General features: G+C 74.2%; 16 protein-coding genes. 15 read left to right on the top strand and 1 reads right to left on the bottom strand.

The features are described 5' to 3' along the window. The first annotated feature begins 1 nt into the window (after nt 1). Nucleotides 2-421, top strand: a complete 420-nt coding sequence (gene nusB / locus ACLE50_RS11545; RefSeq protein ID WP_410943463.1) for a transcription antitermination factor NusB — start codon at nt 2-4, stop codon at nt 419-421. Nucleotides 422-554: 133 nt separating this feature from the next. Here nusB and bldD read toward each other — a convergent pair whose 3' ends face one another. Beyond that, nucleotides 555-1,043 (bottom strand): transcriptional regulator BldD, encoded by a 489-nt coding sequence (gene bldD, locus ACLE50_RS11540; RefSeq protein WP_410943462.1) that lies wholly within the window; start codon nt 1,041-1,043, stop codon nt 555-557. 597 nt (nt 1,044-1,640) lie between these two features. Here bldD and pyrR point away from each other — a divergent pair. From pyrR to fmt, 14 genes are all read left to right on the top strand, one after another. Further along, a complete protein-coding gene (pyrR, locus tag ACLE50_RS11535; protein ID WP_410943461.1) occupies nt 1,641-2,261 on the top strand; it encodes a bifunctional pyr operon transcriptional regulator/uracil phosphoribosyltransferase PyrR in 621 nt (206 codons plus the stop codon). After that, nucleotides 2,258-3,235, top strand: coding sequence for an aspartate carbamoyltransferase catalytic subunit (locus ACLE50_RS11530; RefSeq protein WP_410943460.1), 978 nt, complete (start codon nt 2,258-2,260; stop codon nt 3,233-3,235). The genes pyrR and ACLE50_RS11530 overlap by 4 nt, the downstream gene beginning before the upstream one ends. Further along, entirely contained in the window at nt 3,232-4,596 is a 1,365-nt protein-coding gene (locus ACLE50_RS11525; protein ID WP_410943459.1) for a dihydroorotase, read from the top strand. The genes ACLE50_RS11530 and ACLE50_RS11525 overlap by 4 nt, the downstream gene beginning before the upstream one ends. Further along, entirely contained in the window at nt 4,593-5,843 is a 1,251-nt protein-coding gene (gene carA / locus ACLE50_RS11520) for a glutamine-hydrolyzing carbamoyl-phosphate synthase small subunit (protein ID WP_410943458.1), read from the top strand. Before ACLE50_RS11525 ends, carA begins: the two co-directional genes overlap by 4 nt. After that, on the top strand, nt 5,843-9,202 hold the full coding sequence (gene carB / locus ACLE50_RS11515) for a carbamoyl-phosphate synthase large subunit (RefSeq protein ID WP_410943457.1): 3,360 nt from the start codon (nt 5,843-5,845) through the stop codon (nt 9,200-9,202). Before carA ends, carB begins: the two co-directional genes overlap by 1 nt. Continuing rightward, entirely contained in the window at nt 9,199-10,053 is an 855-nt protein-coding gene (pyrF, locus tag ACLE50_RS11510; RefSeq protein WP_410943456.1) for an orotidine-5'-phosphate decarboxylase, read from the top strand. Before carB ends, pyrF begins: the two co-directional genes overlap by 4 nt. Before the next feature lie 413 nt (nt 10,054-10,466). Continuing rightward, nucleotides 10,467-10,781 carry an integration host factor, actinobacterial type gene (gene mihF, locus ACLE50_RS11505; protein WP_410943455.1) on the top strand — a complete coding sequence of 105 codons (315 nt, stop codon included), beginning with the start codon at nt 10,467-10,469 and terminating at the stop codon, nt 10,779-10,781. Between the two features lie 40 nt (nt 10,782-10,821). Further along, on the top strand, nt 10,822-11,433 hold the full coding sequence (gmk, locus tag ACLE50_RS11500; protein WP_410943454.1) for a guanylate kinase: 612 nt from the start codon (nt 10,822-10,824) through the stop codon (nt 11,431-11,433). A gap of 54 nt (nt 11,434-11,487) precedes the next feature. Next, nucleotides 11,488-11,754 (top strand): DNA-directed RNA polymerase subunit omega, encoded by a 267-nt coding sequence (gene rpoZ / locus ACLE50_RS11495; protein WP_410943453.1) that lies wholly within the window; start codon nt 11,488-11,490, stop codon nt 11,752-11,754. A gap of 9 nt (nt 11,755-11,763) precedes the next feature. After that, nucleotides 11,764-12,993 (top strand): bifunctional phosphopantothenoylcysteine decarboxylase/phosphopantothenate--cysteine ligase CoaBC, encoded by a 1,230-nt coding sequence (coaBC, locus tag ACLE50_RS11490; RefSeq protein WP_410943452.1) that lies wholly within the window; start codon nt 11,764-11,766, stop codon nt 12,991-12,993. Between the two features lie 355 nt (nt 12,994-13,348). After that, entirely contained in the window at nt 13,349-14,551 is a 1,203-nt protein-coding gene (gene metK / locus ACLE50_RS11485) for a methionine adenosyltransferase (protein ID WP_410943451.1), read from the top strand. A 175-nt stretch (nt 14,552-14,726) separates the two neighbouring features. After that, on the top strand, nt 14,727-16,817 hold the full coding sequence (locus ACLE50_RS11480) for a primosomal protein N' (RefSeq protein WP_410943450.1): 2,091 nt from the start codon (nt 14,727-14,729) through the stop codon (nt 16,815-16,817). Between the two features lie 134 nt (nt 16,818-16,951). Further along, complete coding sequence (gene def / locus ACLE50_RS11475; RefSeq protein ID WP_410943449.1) at nt 16,952-17,500, top strand: peptide deformylase; 549 nt, start codon at nt 16,952-16,954, stop codon at nt 17,498-17,500. Next, on the top strand, nt 17,497-18,429 hold the full coding sequence (gene fmt, locus ACLE50_RS11470) for a methionyl-tRNA formyltransferase (RefSeq protein ID WP_410943448.1): 933 nt from the start codon (nt 17,497-17,499) through the stop codon (nt 18,427-18,429). Before def ends, fmt begins: the two co-directional genes overlap by 4 nt. Nucleotides 18,430-18,717 lie beyond the last annotated feature (288 nt).

The raw sequence follows: 18,717 nt of genomic DNA, 5'->3' as shown, positions 1-18,717 counted from the left end.
CGTGCGAGCCCGTACCAAGGCCCGCAAACGGGCCCTGGACATCCTCTTCGAGGCAGAGGCCCGCGGCGAGGACCCGCTGCGGGTCCTCGACACCCGCAAGGACTCCGCCGACGCGCCGCCGGTGCAGGACTACGCGGTGCAGCTCGTCGAGGGCGTCGCCGCGCACCGCGACCGGATCGACCAGCTGATCTCCGAGCACGCCGAGGGCTGGACGATCGACCGGATGCCTGCGGTGGACCGCGGCCTGCTGCGCATCGGCGTCTACGAGCTGCTGTGGGTCGACGACGTCGACGACCCGGTGGTGATCACCGAGGCCGTCGAGCTGGCCCGCCAGCTCTCGACCGACGACTCGCCGCGCTACGTCAACGGTGTGCTCGGCCAGCTCTCCGACATCGCGGAGCGGCTGCGCGCCACGCTCTGAGAGCCACCCCCGCACACGAGAACGGGCCCGCCGACCGGACATCCGGGTGGCGGGCCCGTTCTCGTGGTCCGGGCACTCCGGTGCCGGATGCGTCGCCCTTCCCCTGGTGACGCATCCGGACCCGCGCGGCGACCTACACGTGCGGCCCCGGCCGCGACTCGGGCGGCAGCACGCCCCACTCGATGAGCTGGTCGGTCAGCTCGCCGGGGGACATGTCGTAGATGATCGCCAGCGAGCGGAGGTCCTCCGCGCGGATGGAGAGCACCTTGCCGTTGTAGTCGCCGCGCTGGCTCTGGATGGCCGCGGCGTAGCGGGCCAGCGGCCCCACCTTGTCCGCCGGGAGCTGCTGCAGCCGCTCCAGGTTGATCACGATCTTGGTGGCGGGCTCGCTGCCGGACGGGATCCGCCCCTCGGGCAGCAGCTCGGCCACCGGCACCCCGTAGAAGTCGGCCAGCTCGGCGAGCTTCTGCACGGTCACGGCACGGTCACCGCGCTCGTACGAACCCACGACGACGGCCTTCCACCGCCCGCCGGACTTCTGCTCGACGCCGTGCAGCGACAGCCCCTGCTGCTGCCTGATCGCCCGGAGCTTGCCCCCGAGCGCCTTGGCGTAGTCGCCCATCGTTCCCCTCGTTCCTGACGGTCCGTGCCGACTCCGGTCGTCCCGCTGTACGCGCGGTGACGTCCGGCCTCCGCCGGCCGCCGCCCACCGGCGTCCCGGAGGGGCCGGATGTCCCTCCGCGGAACCGGCGTCGCTGCGCCTGCACGTTCCCTTATTGATACGGAGAGTAATCCTCCGGGTCCGGACGGGCACGGTCAAGTTCGACCCCCTGCTCGGGGGGTTGACGAGCGCTTTCCCACACGAACGGGGCAGCGGGGGTCCCTCGTCAGCGGTAGCGGAGGGTGTGGCACGGGACCTTCGGCCCTCGCCCCTGTGGGTGTGCACCCGGTCCCACCAGGCTTGTTACCGCCGGTCACATCGCACCGGGGCGACGATGCGGGGGCCGTCCGGGGCCGCGTTCGCGCCCGCGCTCGCCGGCGGCGTCCGCACCGGACCGTGACCGCATCGTGACACCACGTGCCGGGTGGGACGGGTGTGGCCCGGGTCGCCCTGTGACGCGGCGCGGCCACACCGTGTCGCCTGCGGACCGGTTGCTAGGTTGGTCGTGCTCGACCGTCCTTTAAGACCCGTCCGGTGAGGCGGGGAAGGAGACCACTCGTGGCGCAGAACCGCCGCGGGGACGCCGGTGGGCAGGATCCCGGGAGGGAACTGCTGTCCGCAGCCGACGTCACCCGCACCGTCGCGCGCATCGCGCACCAGATCATCGAGAAGACCGCGTTCGGTCCGGACACCGCCGACGACCTCGTCCTGCTCGGCGTCCCGACCCGCGGGGTCCACCTCGCCCACCGCCTCGGCGCCGCGATCGGCGAGTTCGCGGGTGTCGCTCCGGCCGTCGGCTCGGTGGACGCCACCCTCTACCGCGACGACCTGCGCCGCGGCCCCGCCCGCACGCTGGAGCCCACCGCGGTCCCCGAGGGCGGCGTCGACGACAAGCTCGTCGTCCTGGTCGACGACGTCCTGATGTCCGGGCGCACCACCCGGGCCGCGCTCGACGCGCTGCGCGACGAGGGCAGGCCGCGCGCCGTGCAGCTCGCCGTGCTCGTCGACCGCGGGCACCGGGAGCTGCCGATCCGGGCGGACTACGTCGGCAAGAACGTCCCCACGTCCCGTACGGAGCAGATCCTGCTGTCCCTGACCGAGATCGACGGCGCCGACGGCGTCTGGATCACCGAGGCGCCCGACCACCCGGCGGAGCACGCGGGGGAGGAGCGGCGGTGAAGCACCTGCTGTCCGTGGCCGACCTGGACGCGAGCGAGGCCACCGCGCTGCTCGACACCTCCGACCGGCTGCGCGAGACCCTGCTGGGCCGCGAGGTCCGCAAACTGCCCACGCTGCGCGGGCGCACGATCCTGACCGTGTTCTACGAGAACTCCACCCGCACCCGGGTGTCGTTCGAGGTCGCCGGCAAGTGGATGAGCGCGGACACGGTGAACGTGTCGGCGTCGGCGTCGTCGGTGTCCAAGGGCGAGTCGCTGCGCGACACCACGCTGACGCTCTCGGCGATGGGCACCGACTGCGTCGTCCTGCGCCACCCGGCCTCCGGTGCTGCGCAGCGCGTGGCGGGCTGGCTCGATGAAGCGGGTAGCGCAGGCGGACCGCGCATCAATCCCGACCGAGAGGTCACCGGGACGCCCACCGCGGTGGTCAACGCCGGTGACGGCACCCACGAGCACCCCACCCAGGCCCTGCTCGACGCGGCCACCCTGCGCGACCGGCTCGGCGGCATCGCCGGGCGGCGGATCGCGATCGTCGGCGACGTCCTGCACTCGCGCGTGGCCCGCTCCAACGTGCTGCTGCTCGCCACCCTGGGCGCCGAGGTCGTGCTCGTCGCCCCGCCGACGCTGCTGCCGGTCGGCGTCGAGCAGTGGCCCTGCCGGGTCGCGTACGAGCTCGACCCCGAGCTGCCCGGCGTCGACGCGGTGATGATGCTGCGCGTGCAGGCCGAGCGGATGCACGGCGGGTTCTTCCCGTCGGCGCGCGAGTACTCCGTCGGCTACGGCCTCAACGAGGACCGGGCGGCGCTGCTGCGCGACGACGCGGTCGTCCTGCACCCCGGCCCGATGGTGCGCGGCATGGAGATCGCGCCCGCCGTCGCCGACGCCCCGAACGCCGCCGTCCTGCAGCAGGTGCGCACCGGCGTGCACGTGCGGATGGCCGTCCTCTACCACCTGCTGGCGGGAGCCCCCGAGTGACGAACCAGCTGCTGATCACCGACGCCCGCCCCTACGGCGAGGACGCCGTCGACGTGCTCGTCACCGACGGCGTCGTCGAGACCATCGGGACCGGGCTGACCGCGCCCGAGCGCGCCGAGGTCCTCGACGCCGGGGGCGCGGTCCTGCTGCCCGGCTTCGTCGACCTGCACGTGCACCTGCGCGAGCCCGGCGGCGAGGACGCGGAGACGATCGAGACCGGCTCGCGCGCCGCGGCGCTTGGCGGGTTCACCGCGATCTTCGCGATGCCCAACACCGACCCGGTCGCGGACTCGCCGGTCGTCGTCGAGTTCGTCGCCCGCCGCGGCGCCGAGGTCGGCCTGGTCGACGTGCACCCGGTCGGTGCGGTCACCGTCGGGCTCGGCGGGGAGCGCCTCGCCGAGCTGGGCATGATGGCGCACTCGCCTGCCGCGGTCCGGATGTTCTCCGACGACGGCCGCTGCGTGAACGACCCGCTGATCATGCGCCGGGCACTGGAGTACGCCTCCGCGCTCGACGCCGTGGTCGCCCAGCACGCCGAGGACCACCGGCTGACCTGCGGCGCGCAGGCCCACGAGGGCGCGGTCGCGTCCCGGCTGGGCCTGACCGGCTGGCCCGCGTCGGCCGAGGAGACCGTCGTCGCGCGGGACTGCGCGCTGGCCCGCGACGCCGGCGCGAAGCTGCACGTGTGCCACGTGTCGTCGTCGCGCACCATCGAGGTGCTGCGCGCGGCCAAGGCCGCGGGCGTGCGGGTCAGTGCGGAGGTCGCCCCGCACCACCTGCTGCTGACCGACTCCCGGCTGTCGAGCTACGACCCGGTCAACAAGGTCAACCCGCCGCTGCGCACCGGCGACGACACCCGCGCGATGCGCGAGGCGCTGGCCGAGGGCCTCATCGACGCCGTCGCCACCGACCACGCCCCGCACGCTCCGCAGTACAAGGACACCGAGTGGCAGGCCGCCAAGCCCGGCATGCTGGGCCTGGAGACCGCGCTGTCGGTGCTGGTCGAGACGATGGTCGAGCCCGGCCTGCTGGACTGGCACGGCGTGGCCCGGGTGCTCTCCGAGCGCCCTGCCGAGATCGGCGGGCTGCCCGACCAGGGCCGCCCGATCGCGGAGGGGGAGCCGGCCACGTTCGCGCTGGTCGACCCGGACGGGGTCCGGACGATCCGCGGCGCGGCGATGGCGAGCAAGGCGACGAACACGCCGTACGAGGGAATGCGGCTCCCCGCGACGGTGGTCGCGACGGTGCTGCGTGGCCGGATCACCGCCCGGGGTGGTTCGGTGGCCCCGGGCGGTTCGGTGGCAGCGGGAGCAGGTACGGCACCGGCAGGTCCGTTCGGACACGGAGGGGTTCAGGCATGACGAGCACAGCATTGCTGGTGCTGGAGGACGGGCGGATCTTCCGCGGCGAGGCGTACGGGGCCGAGGGGCAGACCCTCGGCGAGGCGGTGTTCACCACCGGCATGACCGGGTACCAGGAGACCCTGACCGACCCGTCGTACCACCGGCAGATCGTGCTGCAGACCGCACCGCAGATCGGCAACACCGGCTGGAACGACGAGGACGACGAGTCGGCAGGCATCCAGGTCGCGGGCTACGTCGTCCGCGACCCCTCCCGCCGCACGTCGAGCTGGCGGGCGACCGGGTCGCTGGAGGACGCGCTGCGCGCCCAGGGGGTCGTCGGCATCGCCGGCATCGACACCCGTGCCGCGGTGCGCCACCTGCGCGAGCGCGGCGCCATGCGCGCCGGGGTCTTCTCCGGTGACGCCCTGGCCGCCGACGACGAGCTGGTCGCCCGGGTGCAGGACTCCCCGGAGATGGCAGGCGCCGACCTCTACGGCGCGGTCACCACGGCCGAGCCCTACGTCGTCCCGGCCGAGGGGGAGCGGCGCTTCGTCGTCGCCGCCCTCGATGTGGGCATCAAGTCGAACACCCCGCGGATGATGGCCGCGCGTGGCATCGAGGTGCACGTGCTGCCGGCCGACACCCCGATCGAGAAGATCGACGAGCTGCGCCCGGACGGGTTCTTCCTGGCCAACGGCCCGGGTGACCCGGCCACCGCGGACGGCCCGGTGGCACTGGCGAAGGAGGTCCTGGCCCGGCGGATCCCGCTGTTCGGGATCTGCTTCGGCAACCAGCTCCTCGGCCGCGCGCTCGGCCGCGAGACCTTCAAGATGCGCTACGGCCACCGCGGTATCAACATCCCGGTCGTCGAGTACGCGACCGGCAAGGTCGCGATCACCTCGCAGAACCACGGCTTCGCCGTCGCCGGCGCCCCCGGCGAGGAGTTCGACACCCCCTACGGCCGCGCCGTGATCAGCCACTTCTGCCCCAACGACGACACCGTCGAGGGCCTCACCGGGCTCGACTTCCCGGCGTTCTCGGTGCAGTACCACCCCGAGGCCGCCGCAGGCCCGCACGACGCCGCCGACCTGTTCGACCGCTTCGTGTCGCTGATGGCCGACAACCCCGTCGGCTACGCAGGCGCCGCGGGCCGCCCCGCCCCGGGCGCCGAGCCGCGGCCCTACCCGGAGCCCGACCCCCTGACCGCCCCGATCGCCCACGTCGAGGACACCCAGCAGTCCCGGACCGGGCAGGAGGACCTCTGATGCCCCGCCGCGACGACATCAAGCACGTGATGGTGATCGGCTCCGGCCCGATCGTCATCGGCCAGGCCTGCGAGTTCGACTACTCCGGCACCCAGGCGTGCCGGGTGCTGCAGGCCGAGGGCATCCGCGTCTCGCTGGTGAACTCCAACCCGGCGACGATCATGACCGATCCGGAGTTCGCCGACGCCACCTACATCGAGCCGATCACCCCGGAGTTCGTCGAGAAGGTCATCGCCGCCGAGCGCCCGGACGCGATCCTGGCGACCCTCGGTGGCCAGACCGCGCTGAACACCGCGATCGCGCTGCACGACAACGGTGTCCTCGAGCGCTACGGCGTCGAGCTCATCGGCGCCGACGTCGATGCGATCCAGCGCGGCGAGGACCGGCTCAAGTTCAAGGACATCGTGACGAGCGTGGGCGGGGACGTGCCGCGCTCGAAGGTCTGCCACTCCATGGACGAGGTGCGCGCCGCCACCGAGGAGCTCGGTCTCCCGGTGGTCATCCGGCCCTCGTTCACCATGGGCGGGCTCGGCTCGGGCATGGCGCACTCCGCCGAGGAGCTGGAGCGCCTGGCCGGGCTCGGGCTGTCGGCGTCCCCGGTCACCGAGGTCCTCATCGAGGAGTCGGTGCTCGGCTGGAAGGAGTACGAGCTCGAGCTGATGCGCGACCACATGGACAACGTGGTCGTCGTCTGCTCCATCGAGAACCTCGACCCGATGGGCGTGCACACCGGTGACTCGATCACCGTCGCCCCGGCGATGACGCTGACCGACCGCGAGTACCAGCACATGCGCGACGTCGGCATCGCGGTGCTGCGCGAGGTCGGTGTCGAGACCGGCGGCTGCAACATCCAGTTCGCGATCCACCCGGAGACCGGGCGCCTGGTCGTGATCGAGATGAACCCGCGGGTGTCGCGGTCCTCGGCGCTGGCGTCGAAGGCCACCGGCTTCCCGATCGCCAAGATCGCCGCGCGGCTGGCCGTCGGCTACTCCCTCGACGAGATCCGCAACGACATCACCGGCGAGACCCCGGCGGCGTTCGAGCCGACCCTGGACTACGTCGTGGTGAAGATCCCCCGGTTCGCGTTCGAGAAGTTCCCCGGCGCCGACCCCGAGCTGACCACGACCATGAAGTCGGTCGGCGAGGCGATGGCGCTGGGCCGGTCGTTCCCGGAGGCGCTGGGCAAGGCGCTGCGCTCGATGGAGCGGGCCCGCGCCGGGTTCTGGACCGCCCCGGACCCCGAGGGCGAGCCGGAGTACACCGTCCCGGTCGATGGCCGCATCTACGAGGTCGAGCGCGCGCTGCGGCTGGGCCAGTCCGTCGAGGACGTCGCGAAGGCCTCCGGCATCGACCCCTGGTTCGTCGACCAGATCGCCCTGGTCGGGGAGATCCGCTCCGAGATCGAGGCCGCCCCGGTGCTCGACGCCGACCTGCTGCGCCGCGCCAAGCGCCACGGCCTGTCCGACCGCCAGCTCGCGGCCATCCGGCCCGAGTTCGCCGGTGAGGACGGTGTGCGCGCGCTGCGCCACCGGCTCGGGATCCGGCCGGTCTACAAGACCGTCGACACCTGCGCCGCCGAGTTCGCCGCGCGGACGCCGTACCACTACTCGGCCTACGAGACCGACCCCGCCGCGGAGTCGGAGATCGCCCCGCAGACCGAGAAGCCGAAGGTGCTCATCCTCGGCTCCGGGCCGAACCGCATCGGGCAGGGCATCGAGTTCGACTACTCCTGCGTGCACGCGGTGATGGCGCTGCGCGAGGCCGGGTTCGAGACCGTCATGGTCAACTGCAACCCGGAGACGGTGTCCACCGACTACGACACCGCCGACCGCCTGTACTTCGAGCCGCTGACCTTCGAGGACGTCCTCGAGGTCGTGCACGCCGAGCAGCAGTCCGGCGAGGTCGCCGGCGTGATCGTGCAGCTCGGCGGGCAGACCCCGCTGGGGCTGGCGCAGCGGCTCACCGACGCAGGCGTGCCGGTCGTCGGGACCTCCGCCGCGGCGATCGACCTGGCCGAGGACCGGGGCGCGTTCGGCGAGGTACTGAACACCGCGGGGCTTCCCGCCCCGGACTTCGGCACCGCCACCAGCTTCGACGGCGCCCGCGAGATCGCCGCGCGGGTCGGCTACCCGGTGCTGGTCCGCCCGTCCTACGTGCTCGGCGGGCGCGGCATGGAGATCGTCTACGACGAGGCCTCGCTGGCCGGGTACATCGCCCGCGCCACCACCGTCTCCCCGGACCGCCCGGTGCTGGTCGACAAGTTCCTCGACGACGCCATCGAGATCGACGTCGACGCCCTGTGCGACGGCGAGGAGGTCTACCTCGGCGGCGTGATGGAGCACATCGAGGAGGCCGGTGTGCACTCCGGTGACTCGTCGTGCGCGCTGCCGCCGATCACCCTGGGCTCCTCGGTGCTGGAGAAGGTGCGCGAGGCCACCGCGGCGATCGCGCACGGCGTCGGGGTGCGGGGGCTGCTGAACGTGCAGTACGCGCTGCACGGCGACGTGCTCTACGTGCTGGAGGCCAACCCGCGGGCGTCGCGGACCGTGCCGTTCGTGTCCAAGGCGACATCGGTCTCGCTGGCCAAGGCCGCCGCCCGGATCATGCTGGGCGCCACGATCGCCGAGCTGCGCTCGGAGGGCGTGCTGCCCGCCACCGGCGACGGCGGCCGGCTCCCGGCCGACTCCCCGGTCGCGGTCAAGGAGGCGGTGCTGCCGTTCAACCGGTTCCGCAACACCGCGGGCCAGGGCGTCGACCCGCTGCTCGGGCCGGAGATGAAGTCCACCGGTGAGGTCATGGGCTTCGACGCCGCCTTCGGGCCGGCGTTCGCGAAGTCCCAGGCCGCCGCGTACGGCTCGCTGCCGACCTCGGGCACGGTGTTCGTGTCGATCGCCGACCGCGACAAGCGGGCGATGGTCTTCCCGATCCGCCGCCTCGCCGACCTCGGCTTCCAGGTGCTGGCCACCGACGGCACGGCGGAGATGCTGCGCCGCAACGGCATCGCCGCGACCGTGGTGCGCAAGCACTCGGCCGGGTCGACGCCGGACGAGCCGACGATCGTCGACACGATCCTGGCCGGGGACGTGGACCTGATCGTCAACACCCCGGTCGGCCAGGCCGGGCCGCGGGTGGACGGCTACGAGATCCGCGCGGCCGCGGTGTCCCGCGGTGTCCCGTGCATCACCACCGTCCAGGGGGCGGCGGCCGCGGTGCAGGGCATCGAGGCGCTCACCTCCGGCGGGCTGGGTGTGCGGTCGCTGCAGGAGGCGCACGCGGCGATCCGCGCCGAGACCGACTCCGCCGCGGCGATCGCCGCCGGTGAGCCGGTGCCTGCCGGGTCCGCGGGCGAGCCGGCGTGAGCGGCCGGTTCGGCGACCGGCTGCTGACCGCGGTCGCCGCGGCCGGGCCGCTCTGTGTGGGCATCGACCCGCATCCCGGGCTGCTCGCGGACTGGGGCCTGCCCGACGACGCCGACGGGCTCGAGCGCTTCGCCGAGACCTGCCTCGCCGCCTTCGGCGGGGCGGTCTCGGTGGTGAAGCCGCAGTCGGCGTTCTTCGAGCGGCACGGCTCGGCCGGGGTCGCGGTGCTGGAGCGGCTGCTGGCCGGCTTCGTCGGCACCTCGACGCTGACCCTGCTCGACGCCAAGCGCGGCGACATCGGGTCCACGATGGATGGTTATGCCGACGCCTACCTGCGCCCCGGGGCGCCGCTGGGTGCGGACGCGGTGACCCTGTCGCCGTACCTCGGGTTCGGCTCGCTGGAGCCGGCGCTGTCCGCGGCCGCCGAGGCCGGGCGCGGGGTGTTCGTGCTGGCCCGGACCTCGAACGCGGAGGGCGGGCCGGTGCAGACCGCCGTCCTCGGCGGGGCGGAGGGCCCTGCGTCGTCGGTCGCCCAGTCGATGGTGGACGGTGCAGCGGCCCGCAACGCGGGCGCGGCGGCCTGCGGGGACGTGGGCGTCGTCGTCGGGGCGACCGGGGAGCACGGGCTGGACCTGTCGACGCTGAACGGGCCCGTCCTGGTGCCCGGCCTGGGCGCCCAGGGTGCGACCCCGGACGACGTCGCCGCCCGCTTCGCCGGCACCGGGGGACCGGTGCTGCCCGCGGCGGCCCGGTCGGTGCTGCAGGCCGGTCCCGACCGCTCGGCGCTGCGCGACGCCGCCGTGGCGCTCTCCGGCGAGCTCACGACGGCTCTGGGAGCCACCCGGGGCTGACCCCGGCGCACCACCGCACCGACGCCACGGCCGGGGGATCCGGTGCCCGGTCCGGCACCGGATCCCCCGCTCGCGTCGACCACCGGCCCGGCGCGGACGCGTTGCGGCGCACCCGGCCCTCACCGGCACCACGGCACCGGCACCGGCTCGCTCCGGCGTGCCGGTCCGACCCGTACCCGGAGACCGCCGCCCGCCCGTCCGGGGGAGGGCGTGACGACCCTCGCGACGTGCCGATGATCACCGCCCGAACGGACGAAACCGGTGGTGGGACCCCCATTGGCGCTCCCCGTGAGGTCGTGGGTACGTTCGTCGCGAATCCGGGGATTCCCCCGGACGGGTCGGTGCATGTCACCGCCCGGCCGCCACCCGTCAACACCGGTGGCGTGGACGACGTGAGTACGGAGGAAACGACCGTGGCCCTTCCCCAGCTGACCGAGGAACAGCGCGCCGCCGCGTTGGAGAAGGCCGCGGCCGCGCGCCGGGCCCGGGCCGAGCTGAAGGACCGCCTCAAGCGCGGGGGCACCACCCTGGAGGAGGTGCTCAAGCAGTCCGACTCCGACGAGGTGCTCGGCAAGATGAAGGTCTCGGCACTGCTCGAGGCCCTGCCGAACGTCGGCAAGGTGCGTGCCCAGCAGATCATGGAGGAGCTGGAGATCGCCCAGAGCCGCCGCCTGCGCGGACTCGGCGAGCGCCAGCGCAAGGCGCTGCTCGAGAAGTTCCCGAGCTGAGCCCAGCCCCGAGCCGACCCGCGAGCCGACCGGACCCCGAGTGACCACTTCTGACGCCGTGACCCCCGACGCGACCGGACGCCCGGCCCGCGGCCGCCTGCTGGTGCTGGCCGGGCCGTCCGGCGTCGGGAAGAGCAGCGTGGTCCGGGGGCTGCGCTCGGCGCTGCCGGAGCTGTACTTCTCCGTCTCGGCCACCACCCGCCCGGCCCGTCCGGGTGAGGTGGACGGCCGCGACTACCGCTTCGTGTCCCGCGAGGGCTTCGACGCGCTGATCGAGCGCGGCGAGCTGCTCGAGTGGGCCGAGGTGCACGGTGGGCTGCAGCGTTCCGGCACCCCGCGCGAGCCGGTCGAGCACGCGCTCGCCGACGGCCGCCCGGTGCTGGTCGAGGTCGACCTGCAGGGCGCCCGCTCGGTGAAGCGGGTCATGGCCGAGGCCGTGACGGTGTTCGTGGCGCCGCCGTCGATGGAGGAGCTGGCCCGCCGGCTCACCGACCGCGGCACCGACACCCCCGAGCAGCGCGACCGCCGGCTGCGGACCGCGATCGAGGAGATGGCGGCCCAGGACGAGTTCGACGAGGTCGTCGTGAACGACGACCTGCAGGCCGTCGTCGGCCGGTTGGTAGCATTGGCGGTCGACCGCGACGCCGCGTGACGGTCGCGAGTTCCGCCCGTGACGGGCCCCTTCTTCGGCACCAGGAGTGAGTACGTGAGCACGCCGACCGGCACCAGTGTCCCCGAGGGCATCACCTACCCCCCGATCGACGACCTGCTCAGCCAGGTCAGCTCCAAGTACGCGCTGGTCATCTACGCGGCCAAGCGCGCCCGCCAGATCAACGACTACTACTCCCAGCTCGGCGAGGGCCTGCTGGAGTACGTCGGCCCGCTGGTCGAGCCCGGCCCGCGCGAGAAGCCGCTGTCGATCGCCATGCGGGAGATCCAGGCGGGGATGCTCGAGCACACCGAGGGCGAGTAAGTCCCTTCGATGCCGGACCGCACGCCCGCCCCTGAGGTCCTGCTCGGCGTCTCCGGCGGCATCGCCGCCTACAAGAGCGCCGAGCTGCTCCGCAGGCTCACCGAGTCGGGGCACGGCGTGCGGGTCCTGCCCACCGAGGCGGCGCTGCGGTTCGTCGGCGCCGCCACCTTCGAGGCCCTGTCCGGCCGCCCGGTCACGACCGGCGTGTTCGACGACGTCCCGGACGTCCCGCACGTGCAGCTCGGCAGGGCCGCGGACCTCGTCGTCGTCGCCCCGGCGACCGCGGACGTGCTGGCGCGGATCGCGCACGGCCGCTCCGACGACCTGCTCACCGCCTCGCTGCTCACCGCCCGATGTCCGGTGCTGCTCGCCCCGGCGATGCACACCGAGATGTGGGAGCACCCCGCGACCCGCGACAACGTCGCGCTGCTGCGCTCGCGCGGGACCGTCGTGCTCGAGCCCGCCTCCGGGCGCCTGACCGGCGCCGACACCGGTAAGGGACGGCTGCCCGACCCGGCGGAGATCTTCGACCTCGCCCGGCTACTGCTGGAGCGCCCCGGCGCGCTGCCCCGCGACCTCGAGGGCCGGCACGTCGTCGTGAGCGCCGGGGGGACCCGGGAGCCGCTGGACCCGGTGCGCTTCCTGGGCAACCGCTCGTCCGGGCGGCAGGGCTACGCGCTGGCCCGCGTCGCCGCGCAGCGCGGCGCGCAGGTCACCCTGGTCGCCGGGCACACCGCCGACCTCGCCGCCCCGGCCGGCGTCGACGTCGTGTCCGCGCCGACCGCCGCGGCCATGGAGGCCGCCGTGCGCACCTCAGCCGACGACGCCGACGCCGTGGTGATGGCCGCCGCGGTCGCCGACTTCCGGCCGGTCGACGCCGCTGCCGACAAGATCAAGCGCGGCTCCGCGGAGCCGCCCCCGCTGCGCCTGGCGCAGAACCCCGACATCCTCGCCGGGCTGGTCCGGGACCGTCCGCGCGCCGAGCAGGTGATCGTCGGGTTCGCCGCCGAGACCGGTGACGCCGACGGCGACGTCCTGCACCACGGCCGCGCCAAGCTCGGGCGCAAGGGCTGCGACCTGCTCGTCGTCAACGCCGTCGGGGACGGCAAGGCCTTCGAGGTCGGGGACAACGCCGGCTGGCTGCTCGCCGCGGACGGCGGCGAGGTGGAGCTGACCGACGGATCCAAGGCGCTGCTGGCGTCGCGCGTGTGGGACGCGGTCGCAGCCCGGCTGCAGTGAGCGGTCGCAGCCCGGCTGCAGTGAGCGGTCGCAGCTCCGCCGGTACCGAGGGTGTTGCGCGGGCACGCTGCGTGGCGCCGGACACGCGCCATCCGGTGAGACACGTCTCGACCTGATCATCGCCACACCGCTCCGGGGGACGACCGGAACGTCCGGTTCCGCCAGTTCGGTGACCCTGCGTGGTGTCTACGCGGGCCGTATGTACCGAACGTGTTCGAGTTGCGTCATGTGCGACCCGTACAGGGCCTGGTTCTGCACTAGGGTGGGCCGTCAGTGGCCGGATCGCACCGTGGATCCGGCCGGGCCCGGCACGGCTGTTCGGCCGTGCCCTGTCGACCGGATGGAGATTCTGCGCGTGTCGAACACGAGCCGACGCCTGTTCACGAGCGAGTCGGTGACCGAGGGTCATCCCGACAAGATCTGTGACGCGATTAGCGACTCGATCCTCGACGCGATGCTCGAGCAGGACCCGAGCAGCCGTGTCGCGGTGGAGACCCTGGTGACCACCGGCCAGGTGCACGTCGCCGGCGAGGTGACGACCCAGGCCTACGTCGAGATCCCGAAGATCGTCCGGGAGCGCATCCTGGACATCGGGTACGACTCGTCGGCCAAGGGCTTCGACGGCTCGTCCTGTGGCGTGAACGTCGCGATCGGCGCCCAGTCGCCGGACATCGCCCAGGGCGTCGACACCGCCTACGAGAAGCGCGTCGAGTCCGCCGAGGACGAGATCGCCAAGCAGGGTGCAGGCGACCAGGGCCTGATGTTCGGGTACGCCTGCGAGGACACCCCCGAGCTCATGCCGCTGCCGATCGCGCTCGCGCACCGGCTGTCGCGCCGCCTGACCGAGGTCCGCAAGAACGGCACGCTTCCCTACCTGCGTGCCGACGGGAAGACTCAGGTCACCATCGACTACGACGGGGACAAGCCGGTCGCGCTCGACACGGTCGTCGTGTCCTCGCAGCACGCCGCGGACGTCGACCTCGACGGCATGCTCACCCCGGACATCCTCAAGCACGTCGTGACCCCCGAGGTCGAGGCGCTCGGCTGGGACCCGGCGCAGCCGAAGCTGCTGGTCAACCCGACCGGCCGCTTCGTGCTGGGCGGCCCGATGGGTGACGCGGGCCTGACCGGCCGCAAGATCATCGTCGACACCTACGGCGGCATGGCCCGCCACGGTGGCGGCGCGTTCTCCGGCAAGGACCCGTCGAAGGTGGACCGCTCCGCGGCCTACGCCATGCGCTGGGTGGCGAAGAACGCCGTCGCCGCAGGCCTGGCCCGCCGTATCGAGGTCCAGGTCGCCTACGCGATCGGCAAGGCGGCCCCGGTCGGCCTGTTCGTCGAGACCTTCGGCACCGAGAACGTCGACCCGGCGAAGATCCAGTCGGCGATCGAGGAGGTCTTCGACCTGCGTCCGGCCGCGATCATCCGCGACCTGAACCTGCTGCGCCCGATCTACGGCGACACCGCCGCGTACGGCCACTTCGGCCGCACCGACGTGGAGCTGCCCTGGGAGGACACCTCCCGCGCCGAGGCGCTCAAGTCGCTCGCCGGGAGCTGATCGGCTCCGGCAGCACGGCACCGCTGCACCACAGCAGCACAGCACGACCCGGCCGTCCGTGTGTGCTGTGCTCGTGTGTGCTGCGCCGTCGTCGCTGGTGCGTGCAGTGCCGCCGTCGGCGGTGCGCCGTCGTGTGCCGTCGGGTGGTGTCGGTGCCGTCTGGTAGACCCTGGTCGTGACCACGCAGGCCTCTCCCCGCCGTCCGCGGCGCCCGTCGCGCGACCGCGGCGAGTGGAAGCCCGCCGAGTCGCTGCCGGTCGCGCGGGTGCTGGTCGACGTCCCGCTCCCGCACCTGGATCGGCCGTTCGACTACCGCGTCCCCGCCCACCTCGACGAGGCCGCCGTCCCGGGCACCCGGGTGCGGGTCCGGTTCGCCGGGCGGATGGTCGACGGCTACCTGCTGGAGCGCACCGACTCCTCCGGGCACGGCGGGAAGCTGGCCTGGGTCGACAAGGTCGTCTCCCCGGAACCGGTGCTGACCCCGGAGGTCGCCGGGCTCGCCCGCGCCGTCGCCGACCGCTACGCCGGGGTGCTGGCCGACGTGCTGCGCCTGGCCGTCCCGGCGCGGCACGCCCGCGTCGAGTCGGAGAAGCCCCGCGAGCGCGAGATCGCGGCGCCGCAGCCGCCGGACCGCACCGGCTGGAGTGCCTACCCCCGCGGTGGCGCCCTGCTCGACGCGCTGGCCGGCGGCCGCGTCGCGCACGCGGTGTGGCAGGCGCTGCCGGGGGAGGACTGGGCGGCGCGGCTCGCCGAGGCCGCCGCCGCGACCCGCACCGCAGGCCGTTCGGCGCTGCTGGTCGTCCCGGACCAGCGCGACGTCGACCGGCTGCACGCCGCCTGCGCCGCGCAGCTGGGTGAGGACGCGGTCGTCGCGCTGACCGCGGACCTCGGCCCGGCCGAGCGCTACCGGCGCTGGCTCGCGGTGCGGCGCGGCGCGGTGCAGGTCGTCGTCGGGACCCGGTCGGCGGCGTTCGCCCCGCTCGCCGAGATCGGCCTGCTCGCCGTCTGGGACGACGGCGACGACTCCCACATCGAGCCGCGCGCCCCGTATCCGCAGGTCCGGGACGTGCTCGTGCTGCGCGCACACCGGGACGGCGCCGCCCTGATCGTCGGTGGGTTCGCGCGCACCGCCGAGGCACAGCTGCTCGTCGACTCCGGCTGGGCCGGGTCGGTGGTCGCCGAGCGCGGCACCGTGCGCGACCGGATGCCGCGGATCACCGCGATCGGGGAGTCCGACACCCAGCTCGTCCGGGACCCGACCGCACGTGCGGCCCGGGTGCCCGCGGTCGCGTTCGAGGCGGCCCGCGCCGCGATCTCCGCCGGGCGCCCGGTGCTCGTCCAGGTCCCGCGGGCCGGCTACCTGCCGTTCCTGGCGTGCGCGCAGTGCCGCGAGGCCGCGCGTTGCCGGCATTGCGCCGGCCCGCTCGGGCTGCCCAGGCCCGCGCCCGGGGCCGCGCCGGACGCCGCTGCGGGCCTGCCCGCCTGCCGGTGGTGTGGCCGGGTCGAGCCCGCGTTCCGCTGCCCGAACTGCGGCTCCCGGCGGCTGCGGGCCGGGGTGATCGGCGCCGGGCGGACCGCGGAGGAACTGGGCCGGGCGTTCCCCGGCGTCCCCGTGAAGTCCTCCGGCGGCGGCGCGGCGGTGCTCGACGGCATCGGTGCCGGGCCGGGCCTGGTCGTCGCCACCCCGGGAGCGGAACCGGTCGCCGAGGGCGGCTACGGCGCCGCGCTGCTGCTCGACGCGTGGGCGATGCTCGCCCGCCCCGACCTGCGGGTCGCCGAGGAGACGCTGCGCCGCTGGTTCGCCGCCGCCGCACAGGTCGTGCCGCACGGTGACGGCGGCCGGGTGGTGGTCGTCGCCGAGGCCTCGATCCCGACGGTGCAGACGCTGGTGCGCTGGGACCCGGTCGGGCACGCCGAGGCCGAGCTGGCCGAACGCGCGGAGGTCGGGTTCCCGCCCGCGGTGCGGATGGCCGCCGTCGAGGGGCCACCCGCGGCGGTCGCCGAGATCTGTGACGCGGTGCTCGACCCGGACCGTGACCCGCCCGAGGGAGTCGAGCTGCTCGGGCCGGTCGAGATCGACCCGCCGGAGCGCCCGGGTGGCCCGCCTGCGCACGACGACGACGTCCGCGAGCGCGGCCTGCTGCGCGTCCCGCGTGGCTCCGGGCGGCGGCTCGCGGCGGCCCTGCACGACGCCCAGGCGCTGCGGACCGCCCGCAAGGCCACCGACGCGGTGCGGATCCGGCTGGATCCCCAGGAGATCGACTGAGAGATCGGCCGAGAGATCGACTGAGAGATCGGCTGGGGGACCGGCGGACGGGGCGGCTGACGGGCCCCGGGCCGGTGCCGGGCCCGGTGGCACAATGGCGAATCCCGTCCGACGAGAAGCGTGTGAGGAGAGCCGTGGCCATCCAGCCCGTCCGGCTGTTCGGCGACCCGGTGCTGCGCACCCGCGCCACCGAGGTGACCGACTTCGACGCGGAGCTCCGCAAGCTCGTCGCCGACATGACCGACACGCTGCACGACGAGGGCGGCGCCGGTCTCGCCGCGCCGCAGATCGGCGTCGGGAAGCGGGTGTTCGTCTACGACTGCGACGGCTTCTCCGGGCACCTGATCAATCCGACCTGGGAGGCCGTCGGCGACGAGGACCAGTTCGGCAAGGAGGGTTGCCTGTCGATCCCGGGCTTCGGCTGGGACTGCCGCCGCAAGCTCACCGTGGTCGCACACGGCTGGAACATGCACGGCGAGCCGGTGACCGTCGAGGGCTCCGAGCTGCTCGCCCGCTGCATCCAGCACGAGACCGACCACCTCGACGGCGTGCTGTTCATCGACCGGCTCGACGCGGAGACCCGTAAGCAGGCGATGCGCGAGATCCGCGCGGCGTCCTGGTTCGGCGAGCCCGAGCCGACGGTGAAGACCAGCCCGCACCCGATGTTCGGCAAGGCCCGATGAGACTGCTGTTCGCGGGCACACCCGAGCCGGCGGTGCCGTCGCTGCGGGCGCTGCTGGAGTCCACGCGTCATGAGGTCGTCGCCGTCCTGACCCGGCCGGACGCGCCGTCCGGGCGCGGCCGCAGGCTCAGTCGCTCCCCGGTCGGGGCGCTCGCCGACGAGGCCGGGATCCCGGTGCTCACCCCGGCGAAGCCGTCCGAGCCGGAGTTCCTGGACACCTTGCGCGAGCTGGCCCCGGACTGCGCGCCGGTCGTCGCGTACGGGGCGCTGCTGCCGCGCCCGGTGCTCGACGTGCCCGCCCACGGCTGGGTGAACCTGCATTTCTCGCTGCTGCCCGCCTGGCGCGGTGCCGCACCGGTACAGTCCGCGATCCGGCACGGCGACGACGTCACCGGCGCCACCACCTTCCGGCTCGAGGAGGGCATGGACACCGGCCCGACCTACGGCGTGGTCACCGAGACCGTCGGCCCGACCGACACCGCGGGCGCGCTGCTGGACCGGCTCGCCACGTCCGGGGCGAACCTGCTGGTCGCGACGCTCGACGGCATCGCCGACGGCACGGTCACCGCGGTTCCGCAGCCCGCCGACGGCGTGTCCCTGGCTCCGAAGGTGACCACCGCCGACGCCCGTGTCGACCCGGCAGGCCCCGCCGCGGCGGTCGACCGGCTGATCCGCTCGGTGACCCCGGCGCCCGGGGCGTGGTGCGAGTTCCGCGGCGAGCGCCTCGGGATCGGCCCGGTGCGGCCGCTGCGGACCGGCGAGGTGGAGCTGAAGCCGGGAGAGCTGCGGGTGGAGCGCCGCCGCGTGCTGCTCGGGACGGCGACGGTGCCCGTCGAGCTCGGCGAGGTGAAGCCGGTCGGGAAGCGGATGATGGCGGCAGCGGACTGGGCGCGGGGCGCGCGGATCGAGGCCGGGGAGCTGCTGGCCTGATCGGCGCGGGCCGGGCCCGGCTGCCCGGCTTCCGGCTGCCCGGCCGGGCCACCTGGCCGCCCGGGGTGGGCGTCCCGGCTGCCCGGTCCGGAGCACCCGGCCTGGTCGCCGGGCGACCCGGTCGCAGGCCGGGCCGGCGCACGGCGGCCACGACCCGCGCCGGCCGCGCACAGCCGGTGCACGACCCGTCCGGCCACGAGCCGGGCGGGCACGAGACGAGCGAGACCGTCCGGGACACCCCCGGCCGGGGCGGGACGACCGCCGAGGAGACGACGTGAGCGAGCAGGA

The sequence above is a fragment of the Pseudonocardia phyllosphaerae genome (assembly GCF_046546475.1).
Lineage (GTDB): Bacteria > Actinomycetota > Actinomycetes > Mycobacteriales > Pseudonocardiaceae > Pseudonocardia > Pseudonocardia phyllosphaerae.
This window is presented reverse-complemented; position numbering and strand designations above follow the sequence as displayed.

Excerpts from the sequence above, each read along its gene's own strand:
- bldD (WP_410943462.1), bottom strand. The coding sequence starts at position 1,043 with ATGGGCGACTACGCCAAGGCGCTCGGGGGCAAGCTCCGGGCGATCAGG.
- carA (WP_410943458.1), top strand. The coding sequence starts at position 4,593 with ATGACGAGCACAGCATTGCTGGTGCTGGAGGACGGGCGGATCTTCCGC.
- carB (WP_410943457.1), top strand. The coding sequence starts at position 5,843 with ATGCCCCGCCGCGACGACATCAAGCACGTGATGGTGATCGGCTCCGGC.
- coaBC (WP_410943452.1), top strand. The coding sequence starts at position 11,764 with ATGCCGGACCGCACGCCCGCCCCTGAGGTCCTGCTCGGCGTCTCCGGC.
- fmt (WP_410943448.1), top strand. The coding sequence starts at position 17,497 with ATGAGACTGCTGTTCGCGGGCACACCCGAGCCGGCGGTGCCGTCGCTG.